17 protein-coding genes and 2 riboswitches are annotated in these 20,890 nt (G+C 43.2%); of the genes, 2 read left to right on the forward strand and 15 right to left on the reverse strand.

The genetic code is table 11. The annotated features are described in order from the left end of the window. Positions 1–34: 34 nt before the first annotated feature. From mqnE to I6E26_RS01050, 7 genes are all read right to left on the reverse strand, one after another. Entirely contained in the window at positions 35–1,132 is a 1,098-nt protein-coding gene (gene mqnE / locus I6E26_RS01020) for an aminofutalosine synthase MqnE (RefSeq protein ID WP_235319960.1), read from the reverse strand. 386 nt (positions 1,133–1,518) lie between these two features. Next, entirely contained in the window at positions 1,519–2,436 is a 918-nt protein-coding gene (locus I6E26_RS01025; protein ID WP_235319961.1) for an Rpn family recombination-promoting nuclease/putative transposase, read from the reverse strand. A 268-nt stretch (positions 2,437–2,704) separates the two neighbouring features. After that, a complete protein-coding gene (metK, locus tag I6E26_RS01030; RefSeq protein ID WP_235319962.1) occupies positions 2,705–3,892 on the reverse strand; it encodes a methionine adenosyltransferase in 1,188 nt (395 codons plus the stop codon). A 175-nt stretch (positions 3,893–4,067) separates the two neighbouring features. After that, positions 4,068–4,173, reverse strand: a riboswitch (SAM riboswitch). Between the two features lie 69 nt (positions 4,174–4,242). Beyond that, positions 4,243–4,881: a hypothetical protein gene (locus I6E26_RS01035; protein WP_235319963.1), complete on the reverse strand. Its 639-nt coding sequence runs from the start codon at positions 4,879–4,881 to the stop codon at positions 4,243–4,245. Between the two features lie 28 nt (positions 4,882–4,909). Continuing rightward, entirely contained in the window at positions 4,910–6,133 is a 1,224-nt protein-coding gene (locus I6E26_RS01040) for an O-antigen ligase family protein (RefSeq protein WP_235319964.1), read from the reverse strand. A 160-nt stretch (positions 6,134–6,293) separates the two neighbouring features. Further along, positions 6,294–7,601 carry a phosphomethylpyrimidine synthase ThiC gene (gene thiC, locus I6E26_RS01045; protein ID WP_235319965.1) on the reverse strand — a complete coding sequence of 436 codons (1,308 nt, stop codon included), beginning with the start codon at positions 7,599–7,601 and terminating at the stop codon, positions 6,294–6,296. A 168-nt stretch (positions 7,602–7,769) separates the two neighbouring features. Further along, a complete protein-coding gene (locus I6E26_RS01050) occupies positions 7,770–9,338 on the reverse strand; it encodes an HsdM family class I SAM-dependent methyltransferase (RefSeq protein WP_235319966.1) in 1,569 nt (522 codons plus the stop codon). A gap of 153 nt (positions 9,339–9,491) precedes the next feature. On the opposite strand from I6E26_RS01050, the gene I6E26_RS01055 reads away from it, so the two are divergent. Both I6E26_RS01055 and pdxR read left to right on the forward strand, forming a co-directional pair. Beyond that, positions 9,492–9,986: an ECF transporter S component gene (locus I6E26_RS01055; protein ID WP_235319967.1), complete on the forward strand. Its 495-nt coding sequence runs from the start codon at positions 9,492–9,494 to the stop codon at positions 9,984–9,986. 79 nt (positions 9,987–10,065) lie between these two features. Next, positions 10,066–11,550: a MocR-like pyridoxine biosynthesis transcription factor PdxR gene (gene pdxR / locus I6E26_RS01060; protein WP_235319968.1), complete on the forward strand. Its 1,485-nt coding sequence runs from the start codon at positions 10,066–10,068 to the stop codon at positions 11,548–11,550. Between the two features lie 72 nt (positions 11,551–11,622). On the opposite strand, the gene I6E26_RS01065 is transcribed toward pdxR, so the two are convergent. The 8 genes from I6E26_RS01065 to feoB form a co-directional block, all read right to left on the reverse strand. Then, entirely contained in the window at positions 11,623–12,993 is a 1,371-nt protein-coding gene (locus I6E26_RS01065; RefSeq protein WP_235319969.1) for an NAD(P)/FAD-dependent oxidoreductase, read from the reverse strand. A 96-nt stretch (positions 12,994–13,089) separates the two neighbouring features. Then, positions 13,090–13,187, reverse strand: a riboswitch (purine riboswitch). A gap of 80 nt (positions 13,188–13,267) precedes the next feature. Continuing rightward, the gene (locus I6E26_RS01070) at positions 13,268–14,176 is read right to left on the reverse strand and encodes a LysR family transcriptional regulator (RefSeq protein ID WP_235319970.1); all 909 of its coding nucleotides are present in this window, start codon (positions 14,174–14,176) and stop codon (positions 13,268–13,270) included. Positions 14,177–14,196: 20 nt separating this feature from the next. Continuing rightward, complete coding sequence (locus tag I6E26_RS01075) at positions 14,197–15,381, reverse strand: FIST N-terminal domain-containing protein (protein WP_235319971.1); 1,185 nt, start codon at positions 15,379–15,381, stop codon at positions 14,197–14,199. A 17-nt stretch (positions 15,382–15,398) separates the two neighbouring features. Next, entirely contained in the window at positions 15,399–17,684 is a 2,286-nt protein-coding gene (locus I6E26_RS01080; protein ID WP_235319972.1) for an ATP-binding protein, read from the reverse strand. A 10-nt stretch (positions 17,685–17,694) separates the two neighbouring features. Further along, positions 17,695–18,066, reverse strand: a complete 372-nt coding sequence (locus tag I6E26_RS01085; protein ID WP_235319973.1) for a response regulator — start codon at positions 18,064–18,066, stop codon at positions 17,695–17,697. 25 nt (positions 18,067–18,091) lie between these two features. Then, on the reverse strand, positions 18,092–18,490 hold the full coding sequence (locus I6E26_RS01090; protein ID WP_235319974.1) for an Hpt domain-containing protein: 399 nt from the start codon (positions 18,488–18,490) through the stop codon (positions 18,092–18,094). Positions 18,491–18,711: 221 nt separating this feature from the next. Beyond that, entirely contained in the window at positions 18,712–18,906 is a 195-nt protein-coding gene (locus I6E26_RS01095; RefSeq protein WP_235319975.1) for a FeoB-associated Cys-rich membrane protein, read from the reverse strand. Between the two features lie 80 nt (positions 18,907–18,986). Continuing rightward, entirely contained in the window at positions 18,987–20,888 is a 1,902-nt protein-coding gene (feoB, locus tag I6E26_RS01100; RefSeq protein ID WP_235319976.1) for a ferrous iron transport protein B, read from the reverse strand. Between the last annotated feature and the right edge of the window lie 2 nt (positions 20,889–20,890).

Consider the following 20,890-nt stretch of genomic DNA (forward strand, 5'->3'; position numbering starts at 1 on the left):
CCCCTTTTATTTGTAAAAATCTCCTATCTAATCCTTAATCTGCAAAAGTTCTCAGAATATTGAAATTGCAGTCACAGGCTGCTGGAATCCGGCCTGCCTCACGAATAATCTTGATAATATTGTCCTCGCTGAGAGCAGTAGGACTGGAAGCTCCTGCGTCGTGAAGAATGGTTTCCTTGTGAATGGTACCATCAATATCGTTAGCACCAAAGCCCAAAGCAATCTGAGCTACCGGCACTGTCAGCATAACCCAATAGGCCTTGATATTGGTAATATTATCCAGCATCAATCTAGAAATAGCAATGGTGCGCAAATCATCCCACATGGAGGTTTGCTGAACAGTTTTGCCCAGCTCTGTATGTTTCGGCAGGAATGGGAAGCAGATAAAGGTCTGTATACCGCCAGTTTCATCCTGCAAATCCCGTAAGGTCAGCAGATGATCTACCCGCTCCTCCAAGGTTTCTATATGACCATAGAGCATGCTGGCATTGGTTTTGATGCCCAGCTTATGAGCTGTTCTAGACACCTCCAGCCATTGAGCTGCCGTAGCCTTGTTAGGACACAGTTCATTGCGTACTCTATCACTAAGGATTTCCGCTCCGCCACCAGCAATAGCCTGCAAACCTGCCTGCTGCAGCTTGCGCAGAACCTGTTCAACGCTCAACCCAGAAATCTTGGCAAAATGCGTAATTTCCACCCCAGTAAATCCTTTGAGATATAAATTTGGAAACTCATCATGCAAGGCCTGCAATCGCTGTAGATAATCCTCAAAACTCCAATCACTATGCAGTCCGCTTACCACATGAAGCCCAGCCAGATTTGGATCCTTGGAGGCATCCCGTACCAGCGCCAAGGCATCTTCTACATCCATGGCATAAGCCCCTTTGTCATCCTTATCCCGGCCAAAGGCACAGAACTTGCACTTGGAAGTACAAATATTGGTTAGATTAACATGGCAATTCACATTGTAATAAACAATATCCCCACATTTCTGCTGGCGGACGTAATCTGCCATATTACCTAACCAGGCTATATCCTTGCAGGCAAAAAGCTTTATACCATCCTCACGGCTCAATCTCTCCCCTGCAAAAATCTTTTTTTCTATTTCTTTATATTCCTCGGAACTATACAAAACCCGCTCCTCCTATCTTAAATGCATACAAAATACATTATATCAATTAATAAGCAGATTTGCAAAATATCATATTATTCTTTTTGTTTGCTTGCTATTTATTCGGGTATCTTCATTGACAACAGTCTGTTCTATAAATTCCCTACACATTTTCTTGCTTGAGACATTAGGGATTTCATTGCCCTTCTACTGATTCTGTGGTATAGTTGGATTACAAGAAAGACTCTCTCCATTAGCGGAATACGTGCTAGTGGCAGTAGTGGTAGAACGTGCGAAGTCCTCTACCTTTACAGGGCCTTTTTTGTTTGCATATCATACAACAGCACTATCCACTATTGTTTCCATTATAACCAAAAGAGCTGTCCACTAAGGAACAGCCCCCAATTCTACACCAGTGCAGAGTGATATTTATTCAGCAAATAGTCACAATAAGTTTTGTCTTGAATAGCCTTGGTTACATCATCATTTAATCCCTTGGCCAAGAGTAAGGCATATAGCTTATTAATCATCTCAATTCCATATTTCTTGCCAATTTCCTTGCCCCGGGATTCGGCTCTATCCAATACCTCACACATATCCAATCCCTCCATTTCATTTAAGTCTGTAGAATATACCTCCATATAGCGCTTATCGTTAGTCAATACTGACATAAGCTTCAGCAATCCGTCTACATGGCGGATTTTTTGTTTACTAGGTTGATATTCTTTCGTATTGTAAATCTGCACAAAATAATCAGCGATGATTCTAAAATCACTTACAAATTTTCCTACCTGCTCGTCAGTTAGTCTAGGCACATCTATGACGTTTATTTTATAATCACTAACAAAATCCCTCAATCTGGGAGGAATATCCAACGAATCATACAAACAAAGTGGCTTTTTCCAAGGTGTTTTACCAAAATACAAAACTAAGGTTATGATAGGATAACGCTTATTTTTGACTCTGCGCTTCTGTCCTGTAACCTGACAGGTCTGCAACTCATCCTGATTCATTTCGTCACGATAAGCTGAACCATCATAGCCCATGATTCGCAGAGGCATATCCGTGTCAATAGCCAATTGATTTTCCACACCTATAAGTGCTAAGCGTAGACAACACTTTTTATCAAGCCAATATTTTGCTACATCCCGTTCCTGTTCATGTATAGCAGAATCATCTGCTTTATACTGTGAATAAGTCTGGGCATCCATCAGGCTGTTTTCAGAAATCACTTCCTCCCCATCAAAAAGACAGCCATTGATAATATCTGCAAAAACATCGTTGTATGCCTCAAAATTCTTTTGCGTAATGTCTTTTTCTCCCAAAGCCAATCCCCCCTACTGCTTTTATTATACCATAAACCAGACACTTATAGTAATTGATATAGGTAGGTTTTCCAACTCCTCATGGTGAAACGGGTTCACCTTGGCACTTATAACGAAAAAGAGCTATTTCCTCAGGAGAGAAATTAAGCTAACACCATGAAAATATCATATTTTCACGCTGCTATACAAATCCCCAAGGAAACAGCTCTTTAAGAGAGTACAACACCCCGCTACCTATAGAGATGTTGCACACATTATTTGTTTTTACTTAGAGTCCAGCCTGAGCCTTCAGAGCCTCTGCCTTGTCAGTATGCTCCCAAGGCAGATCCACATCAGTACGGCCGAAATGACCATAAGCTGCAGTCTGAGCATAGATAGGACGACGAAGATCCAGCATCTTGATAATGCCAGCTGGGCGCAGGTCAAAGTTCTTGGTAACCAGCTCTTCCAGAACACGGTCACTAACCTTGCCAGTGCCAAAGGTATCAACCATGATGGACACAGGAGTAGCTACGCCAATAGCATAAGCCAGCTGTACCTCTGCCTTGTCAGCCAAACCAGCGGCCACAATGTTTTTTGCTACATAACGGGCTGCATAGGCACCGGAACGGTCAACCTTCGTTGGATCCTTGCCGGAGAAAGCACCGCCACCATGACGAGCCATACCGCCATAGGTATCAACAATAATCTTACGGCCAGTAAGACCGCAGTCACCCTGTGGGCCGCCGATAACGAACTTGCCAGTTGGGTTAATGAAATACTTGGTTTCCTCGCTGAGAAGTTCAGCAGGAATAACAGCCTTGATTACATACTCAATCATATCCTTGCGAATCTGCTCCAGAGTAACGCTTTCATCATGCTGAGTAGAGATAACAATAGTATCAATAGCTACAGGCTTGCCATTCTCATAGGCAACAGTAACCTGAGTCTTGCCATCTGGGCGGAGATACGGCAGTGTGCCATTCTTGCGCACCTCAGCCAAACGACGAGCCAAACGATGTGCCAAAGCAATTGGAACAGGCAAATACTCAGGAGTTTCGTTGGTAGCATAACCAAACATCATACCCTGGTCACCAGCACCAGTAGCTTCTTCCTCATTCAGATTTCCCTCGCGAGCTTCCAGAGCCTTGTCAACACCCTGAGCAATATCTGGGGACTGCTCGTCAAGGGAAACAAGAATACCGCAAGTATCTGCATCAAAACCGAACTTTGCTCTGGTATAACCAATCTTACGAACTGTATCTCTTACGATTTTAGCAATATCCACATAGCACTTGGTGGATATCTCGCCAGCAATATGAGCCTGACCAGTGGTAACCATAGTCTCACAAGCTACACGACCATATGGATCCTTGGCCAGAATAGCATCCAAAATGCTATCAGAAATCTGATCTGCTACTTTGTCAGGATGTCCCTCAGTAACAGACTCAGAGGTAAAAAATAAACGCTTTGCCATAAAAACGCCTCCTCATAAACTACTGTACAGCAGAAACCTCTACATAACCTAATCAGCTATCCGTCGCTGTACTCTTAACAAAACACGACCTGAAATATGAAAACAACCGTTATATAACAGCCCTTATCGCTTTTAATACACAAAAAAACTCTCCCTAATGAGAGAGTTTCTAAACCTCTCATCTTTCAGGCTATGCCTTCAGGAATTAGCACCGTTTTGTCACACTGACAATGGTTGCCGCGGCTTCGCAGGGCCAGTCCCTCCACCGCTCTGGATGAGTTCATATTTCTTTTTAGTGTCCTTAACAACACATATGAATGATACACGAAAAAACACCAAATGTCAACAATTTATTTAGCAGTAAGTATATCAGATTTCTGCAGCTGTCTGATGCATCTGGTATAAGCAGCCTGTAGTGCTTTGCCAGGGGTGTACTGGGATTCAATGGTGTATTGATATTTTTTGTGACCGATGATACCCTGTTTATCTACCAAGGTGGCCTCTAAATAAACTACTGCATCCCAGGTATCTTCAGAGCCAAACCACCAATCCCAATGGCGCCTTGTCTTGTATACCCTGTCATGAACATTAAGAAACAATGCCTGTTCCTTGTCCATACTGGTCAAAACCTCTGTCATTTCCTTTTGGCTAAGGCTGTGTATATCTTTAGCCCCATTTACCTTGCTGCAGGCCTGATAAAAATCCTGTTGTGCTTTCCGGCCATATGCCATAGGAAAACGATATTTGGAATAGCATTTTACAAAATAGCGGGTTAAAATATCCTGATATTCCTCCTGCAAATATCTTTCACTGCCATTCATCACAATAACAGTTGGTTTTTGCACAGCAATTTCTGGAGTATCAGCAGCAATAACTGCCATAGCTTCTGTAGTAGATGCATTTTCAGATACATTGTCCTTAGCCTCAGCCATCAAAGCACCATTTAGGAACAATATAAAGCCTAAAACAAATACTACAAATCTTTTCATGGCAATCACTCCCCTCGAATCTATTTTACTACCGCCCAAGACTCCTTATAGCATAGACCAATCCACATAGCAGCCATAACAGCATAGAGGATGGAATATTAAACAATACATCATCTGTCACACCATTCAGCGCTACAGAAACCAACGCCAATCCCAATCCCAGCAGCAAGCCTTCCATCAAAGTGTCTGGCAATACCCGCTTGTTAAAAAGAGCCAGTCCCATAGTTTTGAAAAAGTACCACAGGAAAGCAGTACCGCCGATCAACCCAATTTCTGCCCAGTAATTCAAATAAATATTATGGGCATGAACCAGTGTTACACTGCCATCAACAATATAGGTATCATACAGCGGGTACACCATCCAGTAGGCACCCCAGCCAATCCCCAGCAGAGGATGGTCCATAATCATCTGAACTGTACTTTCCCACATGGCAATCCGCATTTCCGAGGATGTATCTGCCACCAGAAAAGCTGTCTGCATGCGCTCCAACAGCACTGGATCCAAAGCCAATACACCACCGGCCACTAGAATAAGGGTCAGCAGAATCCGTCTATCCTTTAGAATACCGTAACAGCCTATAATAACAGCGATAGTCAGCAAGGCTCCTCTAGCATAGGTCATGGCCAGACAGGCCAAGGAGGCCACCATAAACATAGCCAGATATATTCTGGTGCTCTTATTATTCATTTTGGCAAACAGCCCCAGTAGAACGCAGATAACAATATCCAAATAGGCTGCCAAAATATTAGGATTCTCCCAGGTAGCAAAAACCCGCTTCCGCAGTTCTGGAAAGGCCTCGCCATCCACCCACTTCATATCGGCAGTATCAATGCCGAAAATAAACTGATAGAAGCCATCTGCCACCACCACTAAAGCAGAAAGTCCAAGAGCACAAGCTACCACCTTGATTTCATCCCTAGTCGTAACATTCTGCGTCACCAGCACAAAGGTCATGCAGTATACTACCGCCAGATTGTACCAATTGTAAAAGCTAAAGCCACTATCTGGAGAAACCAGTATGGAGGCTGCGCCACAGACCATAAATACAGCTATAGCTCCAAATACCGGTGATTTCTTATAATGGTAATTTTTATCCATTCGCCAGCGAAATAGATAAATCAAAAAGCCTATTAGCAGGGAAACCTCCGCTACTAAAGGCGACAGTGCCAGAAAAAAGGCCTCCAACACCACAGCAATGACAATCAAATCCTTGCACCTTCTTGAGGAAGCAAAATTTCTTAAAGCCTTCAAATATTAGCACCTCCACATTTTTAGTTCCTGCCTATCATACCACAAATACAAAATTTTTACCATGATAAAACCCTGCCAATAAATAACAGCCAGCAACAATTTCTTATTTCAAGAAAGCCAGCAGTTTATTTATCAGCAGGGCTTACAGAACTAATACCTATTAGAGAATATCAATATGCTCTCCAGACAAAGCCTTGTTCATACTGCGAACAGCACAGAATTTGCCACACATGGAGCAGGTATCCTCATGCTCTGGAGAACGATCCGCCCGGATGGCCTTGGCAGTTTCAGGATCCAGAGCGCACTCCCACTGAGCCTCCCAATCCAATACCCGGCGGGCATCACCCATTTTATCGTCTATATCCCTAGCACCACGGACCCCCTTAGCAATATCAGCTGCATGAGCCGCAATCTTGCTGGCAATAATGCCCTGCTTTACATCATCTACATTTGGCAGAGCCAGATGCTCAGCTGGGGTTACATAGCACAGGAAGGCCGCACCATTCATAGCTGCTATAGCGCCACCAATGGCTGCTGTAATATGGTCATAGCCAGGCGCAATATCTGTTACCAATGGCCCCAATACATAGAAAGGTGCTCCCTGACAAATAGTCTCCTGTACCTTCATATTGGCTGCAATCTGATCCATAGGCACATGACCAGGTCCCTCAACCATAACCTGTACATCCTTAGCCCAAGCTCTCTTAGTCAGCTCACCAAGGCGTACCAGCTCCTCAATCTGGCATACATCAGTAGCATCAGCCAGACAGCCAGGACGGCAGGCATCACCAAGAGAAATGGTAACATCGTATTCACGGCAAATGTCCAGAATCTCATCATAATATTCATAGAAAGGATTCTCATTGCCAGTCATGGACATCCAGGCAAAAACCAAGGAACCACCCCGAGAAACAATATTCATCTTTCTCTTGTGCTTCTTAATCTGGTCAATGGTCTTGCGGGTAATACCACAATGGAGGGTAACAAAATCCACACCATCCTCAGCATGAAGGCGGATAACATCAATAAAATCCTTGGCAGTCAGGGTATCCAAATCTCTCTGATAGTGAATAACACTGTCATAAACCGGTACAGTACCAATCATTACAGGACATTCACTGGTAAGCTTACGACGGAAAGGCTGAGTATTGCCGTGACTGGACAAGTCCATAATAGCCTCTGCGCCCATGTTTACAGCAGACATAACCTTTTCCATTTCCACATCATAGTCCTTGCAGTCTCTGGACACACCAAGGTTTACATTAATCTTAGTGCGCAGCATGGAGCCAATACCCTCTGGCTCCAGACATTTGTGGTTAACATTGGCAGGAATAGCCACCTTGCCACAAGCTACCAGTGGCAGCAGCTCATCTACAGACATATGCTCCTTGGCAGCAACCTTTTCAATTTCCGGAGTCACAATCCCCTTGCGGGCTGCCTCCATCTGAGTCTTATACTCTTTTGCCATACATAACATCCTTTCCTAATACACAAAAATGGTATACCTAGCCACAACCATTGGTATACCATTATATCTACACAATATGGTTCCCTACGGTGGCATTATCCACATCAGGTACGGTCAAGGCCTACGCCTACTCTCAGCCTGCCTCTGCAAGCTCCCGTTTTGTCTAATTTATTCGTCTTTGTTTATTGTAACATCTTTTTCCAAATTTGTACAATAATAGGGAGAAAAAATTTTCTCCAGTTCATTAACCAGATTTACCTGAGAAGCTTCCTGCTTCACTATTTGGTCATAAATAGTCAATATTTTTGACCTGGCTTGCTCACCAAGGATTTCTATATCCAGCATTTCTGCCTGCTGTAAGTCCCCTGGTTGCAGTTTCTCCAGTCCTCGTCCCAGCTCTTTCCGATTGCGATTAACAAGCTCTCTGGCAGTAGCTGTTAGAAAATAACAAAAGATAATATCCGTTAATTTCTCATAGTCCTTGCGAATAAAAATACCATGAAAGGCTGTTAGATTAGCTGTTCTAGCCAAGTTTCGCAAAAGCTTATATTCTTTGCGATAGGCAGAAGAAATCAAAATAGGAGCCACAGGCTTTTGCTCCATACTATACCAGGGCTGTCTTTTGGACAGAAGATACCGCTTATCCAGTCCCTGAGCCTGTCCCTGTCGAAGGTATTTCAGTACCCTGCCATCTGGCTCACCCTGTATATTCAGTAGATAAGCCTTACCCTGCTTATCTGCCAGAGTCTGCCAATCCTTTAGCTGCCAAATATTACCTTTTACATCCTTACTGCGACAAAGACAGGGCTGAAGATACTTTTCATCAATTTTCAATTCCTCTGCCTGCTGTCGGCTGAGGCAAAAGAAATCATTAGCTCCTGTGGCAATCCCCCTGCCAACCCGGCAATACTTCCCTATGGACACTAAATGAGCCAGCTGTCGCTGACTTTCCTGATGAAGATAAGGACGCCATTTTTCCTCTGGCTTTAGATTGTTATAGGCCACCCTGATACCATGTGGTCCTAAGCCTTTATCCACATCTAATTGAGCCAGCTCCTCTATGGAGGATAGATTATAAAAATCCACATATTTTTTTTTCATCTGCTGTAGCAAAATAATACAACAGGTAGTATTGGCCCCGGGAAATACTTCCTCATTGTAACGAAAATTGATAATACACCGTAATAATCCCTGTCTTAACAGCAATTCTTTTAGCTGGGTGCCGTAGGCGGAATTGAGAAATTCACTGGGAATAATATAGGCCAGCCTCCCTTGCGGTGCCAGCTGATAGATGCTTTTTATAAAAAAAAGGCTATAAAGATTGCTATTGCCACTGTAATGAATACCGGTTTCGGCATAAATTCTGTTAAATATATTCAGACGATTGTCTACAGCCTGGAATTTATTATAGGGAGGGTTCCCCACAATAGCCTGGTATTTTTCCTGCCAATCCAGAGTCAGATAATCTCCCAAAATCATTTCTGCGCCAGAGGGATTACCAAAAAAATCCAGAATCCCGGTGTCAATTTCATAGCCCTTTAGCTGACATTGAGGATAAATCCTGTTCATCTGGCACAGAAACACACTGTTACCAGCTGCAGGGTCCAGCATATTTTTGGCATTTTTACCAGCCCAGTTACACATAAATTCTGCCACAGCCTTGGGGGTAAAAAACTGTCCCAAAGCCTTCAAATGCTTATATCCTGCTTGCTTGGCATATATTTTTTCCTGCTCCATTTCCTCATCCTTTACAAAAATATCTTTCCATCTGACCATAAATCTGATATTATATTTTTATCTTATTCTGACTATTTCAATATAGCCAATGTGGCATTATACTAAGTACCATATTCAATATATTGAACAAAAATACAGTCAGGAGTGACAATTATGAAATTAACAACTAAGGATTTATGTCTTACTGCTTTATTTACCGCTATTGTTTTTGTTATGACCTTTGTGCCAAAGATTCCGATTCCCTTGGGTTATGCCCATTTAGGAGATGCAGCTGTTTTGCTAGCGGTGGTACTGTTAGGCCGTAAGCAGGGAGCTGTTGCCGGTGCAGTTGGCTCTGCTCTGGCAGATTTGATTGGAGGCTTTGCCCTTTGGATTGTGCCTACACTGCTTATCAAATATATTATGGCTTGGATTTTTGGCATACTTTACAAGAGCAATCACAACAGCTTTGTGATTAATGGTGGCAATCTTACAGCTATTTTCTTAGGCCTTGTCTGGATGGTGGCTGCTTATACTATTTTTGGCGCTGTGCTTTATGACAGTATCGAGGCTGGACTTAGCTCCACACCGGGACTGGCTCTAAAGGCACTTCTCAATGCCATAATCTTCCTGATATTGGTAAAGCCATTGCAGAAAATTTCTCTGTAAACTAAAGCGGCATTTTCTGCCGCTTTTATTTTACCACAATTTTAGCTTATTTCAATCTATAACAGAAAGGCGGCCCCACATGCTGACTTTGAATCTGGACCCCAATAAGCCTCAGCCTATTTATATGCAGATTTACCAATACATCAAAAACGAAATTCTTCTGCATCATCTAACACCAGGCACCAAGCTGCCCTCCAAGCGTTCCCTGGCCACCCAGCTGGGCATCAGTACCATAACTGTAGAAGGAGCCTATGGACAGCTGGTTTCTGAGGGTTATATCTATGCCCGCTTAAAATCAGGATATTTTGTTTCCCCAGTGGAAAACTATCGTCAATCCATGAATTTCTTTGACCAACAGCAAATAAACAATAACAATCCCCAAAAGAAGAATACTTCTCCTGACTGGGAAGATAACATTCCCCAACAGGACACCCAAAAAAATTCTGAGCTGAAGGACTCGCCTATAGCCCCTGCCCCTCATAGAGTGGATTTGTCCTCTAACAGTCTGCTGGCGGAAAATTTTCCCTTTAGCACCTGGAGCCGTTTGCTACGACATACCATTAACGAGAAACAGCAGCTTCTTCTCACTCAGTCTCCTACAGCAGGTGTAGCCCCTTTGCGGCAGGCCATAGCCAATCATCTGCGCCATTTTCGAGGTATGGATATTTCTCCAGAGCAGATTGTTATTGGCGCCGGTACAGAATACCTTTACGAGCTATTGATTAAGCTTATTGGCCGGGACAAGATTTATTGCGTGGAGGATCCGGGGTATCAAAAGCTGCGGCGCATCTATCGGGACAACGGTGCTTGCTGTATTGCCCTGCCTATTGACCAGCAGGGTATGTCTGTAACAGCATTGAACACTGTAAGCTGTGATGTTATTCATATCAGCCCTTCCCATCATTTTCCTACAGGTATTATTACCCCCATTAGCCGTCGCTATGAGCTGCTAGGCTGGGCGGCAGCTGGGCCTAGATATATTATTGAGGATGATTATGATACAGAGTTCCGTTTGGTAGGTCGGCCTATCCCCTCCCTATTCAGCATAGATATGAGCAATAAGGTTATTTATATGAATACCTTCTCCAAGAGTCTGGCCTCTACCATTCGTATCAGCTATATGGTACTGCCCAAGCCCTTAATGGAAGAATTTAACAACAAATTAAACTACCTTAGCTGTACTGTATCCACCTTTGAGCAATATACTCTGGCAGAGTTTATTAATCAGGGGTATTTCGAGCGGCATATTAACCGCATGCGGAACAATTATAAAAAACTTCGTCAACAGCTCCTAAAGGCTTTAACCAGCCACCCTGACCATGAGCGGATTAAAATTCTCCAGCAATCCTCTGGCTTGTATTTTCTCTTGCAAATCGATACTAGTCTATCAGATAGGGATTTGCAGGCTAGACTGCGGCAAAAGGGATTAATGCTGCAGCCGCTACAGCATTATTATCAAAACCGTCAGGCCGCTCCGGAGCATACCTTTGTAGTAAATTATTCCTCCATTGCCTCCACTGATATTCACCAAATTGTAGATGCTCTTTTTAGCAGCTTGGTTTAGATAGAAATAGCCCTCTCCGGCTTTCCTCCCTACATAATTCAGGAAAAGTCAGAAAGGGCTATTTTATTTTACTTACATATCAGCAAGAATCTTTCTGGCCACAAAGACACCACTGGCAGAAGCATGAGAGAGAGAATGGGTTACACCACTGCCATCACCAATAATGTACAGTCCCTTGTAACGACATTCAAGATTATCATCTAATTCTACTTCCATATTGTAGAATTTTACTTCTACACCATAAAGCAAAGTATCATCATTGGCTGTGCCTGGAGCAATCTTATCCAGAGCATAAATCATCTCAATAATACCATCCAGAATACGCTTCGGCAGAACCAAGCTTAAATCACCAGGTGCGGCTGCCAGAGTTGGAGTAACAAAGCCTTCATCCATGCGTTTCTGGGTACTGCGGCGACCACGCACCAAATCACCAAAGCGTTGTACCAGCACACCACCGCCTAGCATATTGGAAAGGCGGGCAATGCTTTCACCGTAGCCGTTACTATCCTTGAAAGGTTCAGAGAAATGCTTGGATACCAGCAGGGCAAAATTAGTATTACCTGTCTGGAGAGCCTTATCCTCATAGCTATGACCATTTACGGTAATAATGCCGTTGGTATTCTCGCTTACCACGCTGCCATAAGGATTCATGCAGAAGGTACGCACCTTATCCTCAAATTTTTCCGTTCTGTAAACAATCTTGCTTTCATACAGCTCATCGGTAAGATGGGAAAATACCTCTGCCGGCAGCTCCACTCTTACCCCTAAATCCACACGGTTGGACATGGTAGGAATTTCCAGCTCCTGACAGATTTTTTCCATCCACTTACTGCCACTGCGGCCTACAGAAACAATACATTTATCACATTCATAGCTGTCCTTGGCAGTAATTACCCGATAGCCATTAGCCAAAGTCTCCAGCTTTTCCACAGGAGTCATAAAGAAGAAATCCACTCTCTCCCGCAGTTCATTGTAGATATTTTCCAAAACAATATAGTTTTTATCTGTACCCAGATGGCGTACAGAAGCATCCAGCAGCTTCAGCTTGTTCTGCATACAGGTCTTTTTCAGGCTGGTACCTGTAGTAGAATACATTTTAGTTCCCTGGCCACCGTGGCTGACATTGATTTCATCCACATAATACATCAGCTCCAGAGCAGCCTCTTTGCCAATATGCTCATAAAGAGTACCGCCAAAATCATTGGTAATATTGTATTTGCCATCAGAGAAAGCGCCTGCGCCCCCGAAGCCATTCATAATAGCGCAGGATGGACATTTGATACAGCTTTTGATTTTTTTGCCGTCAATAGGACATTTTCTTTGCTCCAAGGGACGGCCAGCCTCAAATACAGCCACCTTAATATCCTTATTTCCCTTAATCAGCTCATAAGCAGAAAAAATACCACCAGGGCCTGCACCAATAATAATAACATCGTATTTCATGTCAACACTCCTTATCCTACAACTAAAATGTACACTACAAAACTTGTGGCAAAGGGGTAATTTAAATTTACACACAAAAAAACCGCCTAAAAAGTGTACTACAACCCAGCGGGTCATAGACAACTGTTCTCGGCAGTTGGTAGATACGCCCTTCCTTATCAAGAGCTTATATAACCTGAAAAATAATACCAAAAAAGAACTACCTTGTCAAGCAGGGATTTCAAAACAAAATGACGCCGGAGCTCCGACGTCATACATTTCATTCTTTATTTTTCTATATTTTTGTAAAATGGCTCTTGAATTCCTCAGTAGCCACATAGTGCTTGATGAAATCCAAAAATCTCTTATCCATATCGCTGAGCTGTTTATTCCGTCCCCAGTAAAGGCAGATATTAACCTTGAGAGGTGGTGTAAGCTGTCGGCGTACAAAAATGGTTTCCTCATTGGTAACAAAATCTGGCAGCACGGAGATACCCAGTCTATTGCCCACCAGCTGTTTAATGGTTTTCAGCTGAGTGGTACACAGAAGAATATCCGGTATATAACCCCTTTCCACACACCGCTCATATACATGCTGATGCTGATAGGTATTAGATTGCTGCATGATAAAATGTTCATTCTTCAAATCATCAAAACTGATATTTTCCTTGCGGGCCAAGGGCAGCTCAGGGCTGACACAAAGACTCATATTATCTGTCATAATCAACATCTGATTATCCTTAGTATCACCTCGGCTGGAAAAGATAATACCGAAGTCCAGCTCACCGGAATCCGCCTTTTCCATTACCTCTGTAGAATCTCCATATTCCCGCACATCCAGATTCATATCAGGGTACATAGCCTTGAAGCTGGTGAAAAGATCTGGAAATAGATAGGCCTCTACCATAGGAGGAATACCAAAATGTACTGTTCCCTGCTTTTCCAGCTGAAAGCGTTCCATATCCCTGTAGGTATCCTCTACTGATTTCATGATTTGTTCCGCATGAAGCAGAAATGCCTTGCCCTCATTGGTAAGGGTAACATGCTTTTGCCGCCTATCTATCAAGGTCAGCTTCAACTCCGTTTCCAAGGACTTGATAGCCTTGGTAACGGAAGGCTGGGAAACATGCAGTTCTTCTGCTGTGCGGGTAAAATTTTTTAGGCGGCTCAGAGTACAAAAATACTCCAATTGTCTAAAATCCATATTGCAAACACTCCCTATTGCTACATTACCAGCAAGGAAAACGTGGTATTGTGAAAAGCATTTCTTCCCTTGCTGCTAGTTTTAGTTTTTATAGGACAGGCTTCGCCATAAGCATATAAGCCTGACATCTCCATCCCATCTGGTATCCTATCCACATAGGCAATGCTTTCATCATGTATAGCATTGGTATAGCTCATAAGTCTGGAGGCACAGGAGGTAACCATCAGAGTATGATAGCTTTGAGGATTATTCTTTGCAATACCTTCTAGGCAATCATGGACTACACTTGCCACCGAGTCATGAATCCCCTCTGCATCCAGAATCCCTACCTGCAGCTTGGCTCCTACAGGTATTTTGCCAAAAAATTTGGCTGTTCCTTTTTTCTTATCCACACAAAAAAGGTGGCGCAGGCATTGTATTTCCTCTCCGGCTTCAGTTTCAAAGGAAATTTTGAAAGGAGTATTGAGGTAATCCTGAGCATTATCAAAATTAAAAACCACGCCAGCTTTAGTCAAAGCCTCCACGAAAGGCACACCATCCAGCTCTAACACCTGATTGCCTTCAGCACGGGTGACAATGCCTTCGTAATCAATAGCCGTATCCACATGAAAACCACTGGACATAACTGGTTGGATGTTACCGCTGATAGCTATAACTGCCGCACCATATTGAAATACATGACCATTGCACACAAAACGACAGTCCTCCACAGCAAAATCATCTGATGCCATGGCGCCATATACTGGTACCCCCTCAGACAAGGTATCCAGAGTATCTACAAAATCGTCTCCCGCCATGTCTAAGCTTGGATTGCCATAAGTCAAAAGAAGCTTTGGTTTTTCACCTAGCTGATTAACCAAGTTATGATAAACCTGGCCCATAGCCTCCTTTACATGCTCAGGCTCCAGTTCTCCTGTACTATCCACAGCAAAGCGGCAATCATCAGCAGAGAAAAAATGCAGGGAAATACCCTCTCTTTTTACACCTTCCATGGTAAATATAAAGGAGGCAGTAACTCCTATAATAGGTATGGCAAATGCCTCCGTCAGCAAAGACATTAATTCTTCCAAATCGGTATCTGGATGGGCAAAAAGCAGTCCTGCACTATGCTGCTGAAAATCAAATCCCTGGCATTGCTTTTGCAGCTCTGCCACAGCCCTTTCAAGATCATCTATTTCTTCAGTAAATAATGCTACTGATTTCAAAATTCTCACCTCTAATATTATGATTTATTGGCATTTTGCCATTGTGCCATAAGTTTCTCCAGAGTATCATAATCAAATTCGCCGCAGGCATCTTTCATTTGAGACAACAGCTTATGTCTAGCGCTGTCAAGCTGACATCCCAGCAGTTCCTGCAGCAATTCTTCCAATCTATCAAGATCATAATCCTCTAATGCTTCCTGCAATTGAACAGTTTTTTTTGATAACTGTTCCGAGGATATGGCAGACAGGTTCTGTTCTTGCTTTGGCAGAAAAAGTTCCTCGGCAAATTTTTCGCTAATATAGGTCAACAAGGCACCATACTGAGCTAAAAGTCTGTCAAAATTTCGATAAATATACTGATAATCTCCTGATTTCCCTGCTTTTTCATGAGCCTTGGCCATTTCCGCCAACTGCTTTTGGCCAATATGAGCTGCTACAGATTTGAGCGCATGTACCTCAATGGTATATCTTGACCAATCCTCTGCCTCCAGCAGATCCATAAACAGTTTAATCTTTTTGTGTCCCTCAGTGTAAACCTGCATAAGAATATCCCGATCTACCTCATCCATTCTGCTGGTAAAAGGTTTATCCAGCTTATAAATGGTATCCGAAGGCAGAAAACTATGCAGACATTCATCCAATTCCTTATCCCCTAGCGGCTTGGACAAATATCCCTGAAAGCCTAGCTGGAGATACTCATCCTGCACACCAGCTACTGCATTGGCGGTAAGAGCCACCACCACGTCCTTTTCATGGCTAGGCAGTAATCTAAGCTTTTGCAAGGTTTCTACCCCGTCCATAATAGGCATCATATGGTCCATAAAGACAATGTCAAAATGTTGCTGTTTCAGCAGTTCCAAAGCCTCATAACCACTTTCTACAGTTACTACCTGGATTCTATAAGGAGACAGCATTCCCTCTGCCACCTTGAGATTTACCTTGTTATCGTCAACCACCAACACCTTGGCCTTTTCCGCAATAAAGGTATATTGGAAAAGCTTTTCCTGATTTTGGATATCCCCCTTGCCTATGGTGCCAATAGGAGTCCAATCATCTACCTGATTCACCATAGTCCAACTAAATACGCTGCCCTGGCCATAAACACTTTTTACCCCTAGGGTACCGCCCATAGACTCACATAGGCGACGGCTGATGGCCAGGCCTAAGCCAGTACCCTCAATAGACCTGTTTCTTCGGGTATCTACCTGCTGAAAGCTGGAAAACAGCTTACCCAAATCCTGGGGTTTTATGCCAATGCCAGTATCTGCCACACTGCCATATATCTTTACCGTATTGTCATCCCCAAGCTTTCTGCAGCCCATACGAAGTGTAATAGTACCATCCTGGGTAAATTTCACCGCATTATTCAAAAGATTTACCATTATCTGCTTGATGCGGATTTCATCCCCAATCAGGCCACGAGGCATTTCAGGATCAATCTGTAACACAAAAGAGACTTTGCTATCCTTTAGCTTAATGCGAATAATAGCAGCTACATCTACCAAAAGAGAAGCCAATTGGAAGGATGAATTTATCAATTCCATTTTGCCTGCCTCTATTTTGGAGAAATCCAAAATATCATTAATAATAGTCAAAAGAGAGGTAGATGCATTCTTTATGAGAATGGCATTTTCCCTGGCAAATATATCTGTAGTATCCCGAATAATAAACTCCGCCATGCCATGAATAGCATTCATAGGGGTTCTTATTTCATGAGACATATTGGCCAAAAAGCTGCTTTTGGCTTTATCGGCAGTTTCAGCTTTTTCCTTGGCAGAAATGATATCTGTAATATTCACCATAATCAGCATGAGGCATTTTTCCCCTTCCTCTATGCCTGTTACTGGATGAATATAGACATCGTAGACCAATTCCTGCCTTTCCACATTTAATTTCTCAATGTAGTGAATTTCCCGCTGCTCTGTCAAAGCTACCTGACACACAGACTCCAAATGCTTGCATTCAGGATATTCCATGACACCATGAAAGACGGTAGCAATAGGCAATCCGTCATTAATTTCCTCAGTGGTACACCGGCCTACCTGATAATATTGCTCTGTAGCCAAAAGTGTCTTAAGCTGACTATCCAACATAATGGAAATATTAGGAGAATTCTCCACAAACATTCGTGTATAGTATTCCTGTCGTCCTTTTTTGGCCTCACTAAACTCTCGGAATCTATTGGCCTGCTCGTTCATGGTAGAAAGGATATTGTTCTCTCGATGGAGACGCTTTACCTCCCGATGGGCCTTTTTTAATTCCAGTTTTAGCTGACGAATCTCTTCCCGTATATTATCATCCATGACCTCTTCCTCAGTCCATATATTTCGTTATGGTATTCAACAGATGGGATATATCAAAAGGCTTGTGGAGCATGGCTTTTATGCCTGCCTGTCGGCCTTGTTCCTTGGTTTCTGCCTCCTCATCTCCTGTCAGCATTACCACAGGAATCTTGGCCAGCCTTTCATCTCCCTGCAGTATTTGCAATAGCTGGAAGCCATCCATCTCTGGCATCATCACATCCAAGAGAATCAAATTTGCCTGATTTTCCTCCAAATACTTCAAAGCCCGCTGTCCAGATGGTACCAATATGGGTTTCCATCCCTCCTGGGATTTAATGATTTTTCCTGTCAGCTTGAGATTTACGGCACTATCATCCACGACCAAAATTTTCTTTTCTTCCATGTATATCGCCAACCCTGCTCTAAATTTATGCTCCTGCCGACTCTATTTCAGCGAGAAAGTCCTTAATTCCTTGCAATACCTTTTGGTAATATTGAGTAAATTCAATATGTTTCGCCACAAGATATGCCTGATTGCCCTCCTTGGCAGCATTTTCCAAAAGCCTAGCCTGCTGGGAAAGCTCCTCTGCCCCTATATAGGCCGCCGAACTCTTAATAGTATGCACATTCATCCTATATTGGGGCCAGTCCTGCCGTTGATAGTTCTCCTGCAAGGTTTTCAGCTTGCTTTCCTCTGCAAACTCTTTTACAAGCTCCAGATAAAACTCCTCGTCATTCATACAGCGCTTTTTACCTTGCTCGAAATTCAAAAATTCCAAGCTGGATACTAATTTATCCAGACTTTTTAATGACTTTTTTTCCCTCATTACCGTCACCATACTATACATTTATTGCTGATATGTATTAATAACACTTCAGCTATTCCTATTACCTATGATAGCCTAAAACCATGCCATTTTCAAGGGTAATTTGCCTATTTCCAGACAATAGAAAAGGACTGTCTCTCTAGCTTTTCCTAATGCAAATTCGATTCGAATATTAGCATTAGGAAATCACCAGGAAAACAGTCCCCATTTAGTAGATTAAATTATTTGTGACCACTGCAATACGGACAGGAGCCTTCTTCCGCCCCAGTATTTTTTTCCTTGTCATGATATCCACTGCAGGCATCACAGCCACAGCAATCATGCTTGCCCTCTACAAAATTGTGATATACATGACGGAGAGCAAAAACCAGCAAAACAGCTATAATCACTAACAAAACCAAAGTCTGAGCATTCATTATATAGACCTCCTATCCTTATTATTGTATCAGATAACTTAACTAAGCACCACTTGTAATAGTATGCTGACTTAATTATTTTAGAAGCCTAACAGGCTGCCAATCTGATATACCAGCAGGGAAACAACCCAGGCCAGCACAAACATATAAACCGCAGCAAATACCATCCACTTGAAGCCACCAGCTTCTTTCTTTATAGTACCCAGGGCAGTTACACATGGGGTATACAGCTGGGAGAATACCATAAAGGCAATGGCGGACAATGGTGTAAAGGCACTGCCCATACCAGTCCCCAGCATAACCTCAGCAGTCTCCACTGCATCCTCTGCCTCAGCAGAAATATCAGGCATACCATAGAGAATACCAATGGTAGATACTACAGACTCCTTGGCCAGAACACCGGAAAGTACGGCTGCACCAGCCTCCCAGTTGCCAAAGCCCTGGAAAACAAAGAGGTAACCAATCACAGAACCAATGGAGGCCAGGAAGCTGTCGTTAAGATCCTTAACCATACCCTCGCTATTAAAGGCAGACAGGAACCAGAGAATTACACAGCCCAGGAAGATAATAGTACCGGCCTTAACCAGATACCCCTTACCCTTATCCCAGGTTTCCAGCAGAACAGTTTTCATATCTGGCATACGATATGGAGGCAGTTCCAACAGGAAAGTGGAATTATCATCCTTGAAAGTGGTATGAGACAAAAGCTTGGTGGAAACAATAGCCATAACCACACCTACTACATACATGGCAAATACCACATTAGCAGCATCATCAGGGAAGAACATGGCAGCAAATAGGGCCATAATTGGCAGCTTAGCACCACAGGTCAGGAAAGGAGCAGCCATAATGGACAGCATACGATCCTTTTCCGTATCCAAGGCACGAGCACCCATAATGGAAGGAACGCCACAGCCAAAGCCCATCATCAAAGGCATAACACCCTTACCAGTCAAACCACAGCGACGCATAATAGGATCCATAATGAAGGCTACACGAGCCATATAGCCAGTTCCATCCAGGAAGCTCAAGCAGAAGAACAGAATGAAAATCAGTGGTACAAAGGTAATAACGGAACCAACGCCACCGATAATGCCATCGCAAACAAGGGACTGCATCCAATCAGCTACCCCGGCATCTGCCAGAGTCTCAGAAGCCCAGCCTAGGAACTGGTCATTGACCAGCTCATCTACGAAGTCTGCGATAGGCTGACCAATCCATTCAAAGGTAATCTGGAAAACAGCATACATAATCAGCAGGAAAGCTGGAATAGCCAGAATACCGTTAGCCAGTACATGGTCAATCTTCTCAGAGGTGGTAGTACCTACATGGGAGAAAGTAACAGACTCTCTAAGAATCTCATCAATAAAGGCATAACGCAGCTCAATCAGCTGCTCCTGACGAGATTTTTCATCAGTAACAGTGGACTCAATCTCCTTGGCCTTAGCAATATGGGCCTGCAGCTTCTCACTAGGGCCATAACCTTCCATGGAAATAGAAGTAAAGACATTCAACATATTCTTCAGGCTGCTGCCATCTCTAGCCACTGTAAGTAGTACAGGGAAGCCCAAGAAATTCTCCAGCTTTTTGACATCAATCTTGATGCCCCGCTTCTTGGCCTCATCCTGCATGTTCAGGTCAATAATCAAAGGAATGCCCTTTTCCAACAGTTGTAAGGTCAGGAAGAGATTTCTCTCAATGTTAGAGGAATCCACCACATCTACAACCAAATCAGTGTGGTTCTCCATAAGATAATCAATAACGATTCTCTCCTCTGGGGAACGGGCATTGACACTATATGTACCTGGCAGGTCCACAATCATAATATCCTTGTCATTATGACGAACATAACCTACCTTTTTATCAACAGTTACGCCAGGCCAGTTACCAATCTTCTGACGGGCACCAGTCAGCTCATTAAAAATAGTAGACTTACCAGTATTGGGATTACCAGTAAGGGCTACGGATAAACTTCCACTCATTT

The organism is Anaerovibrio lipolyticus (genome assembly GCF_021531495.1).
GTDB lineage: Bacteria > Bacillota > Negativicutes > Selenomonadales > Selenomonadaceae > Anaerovibrio.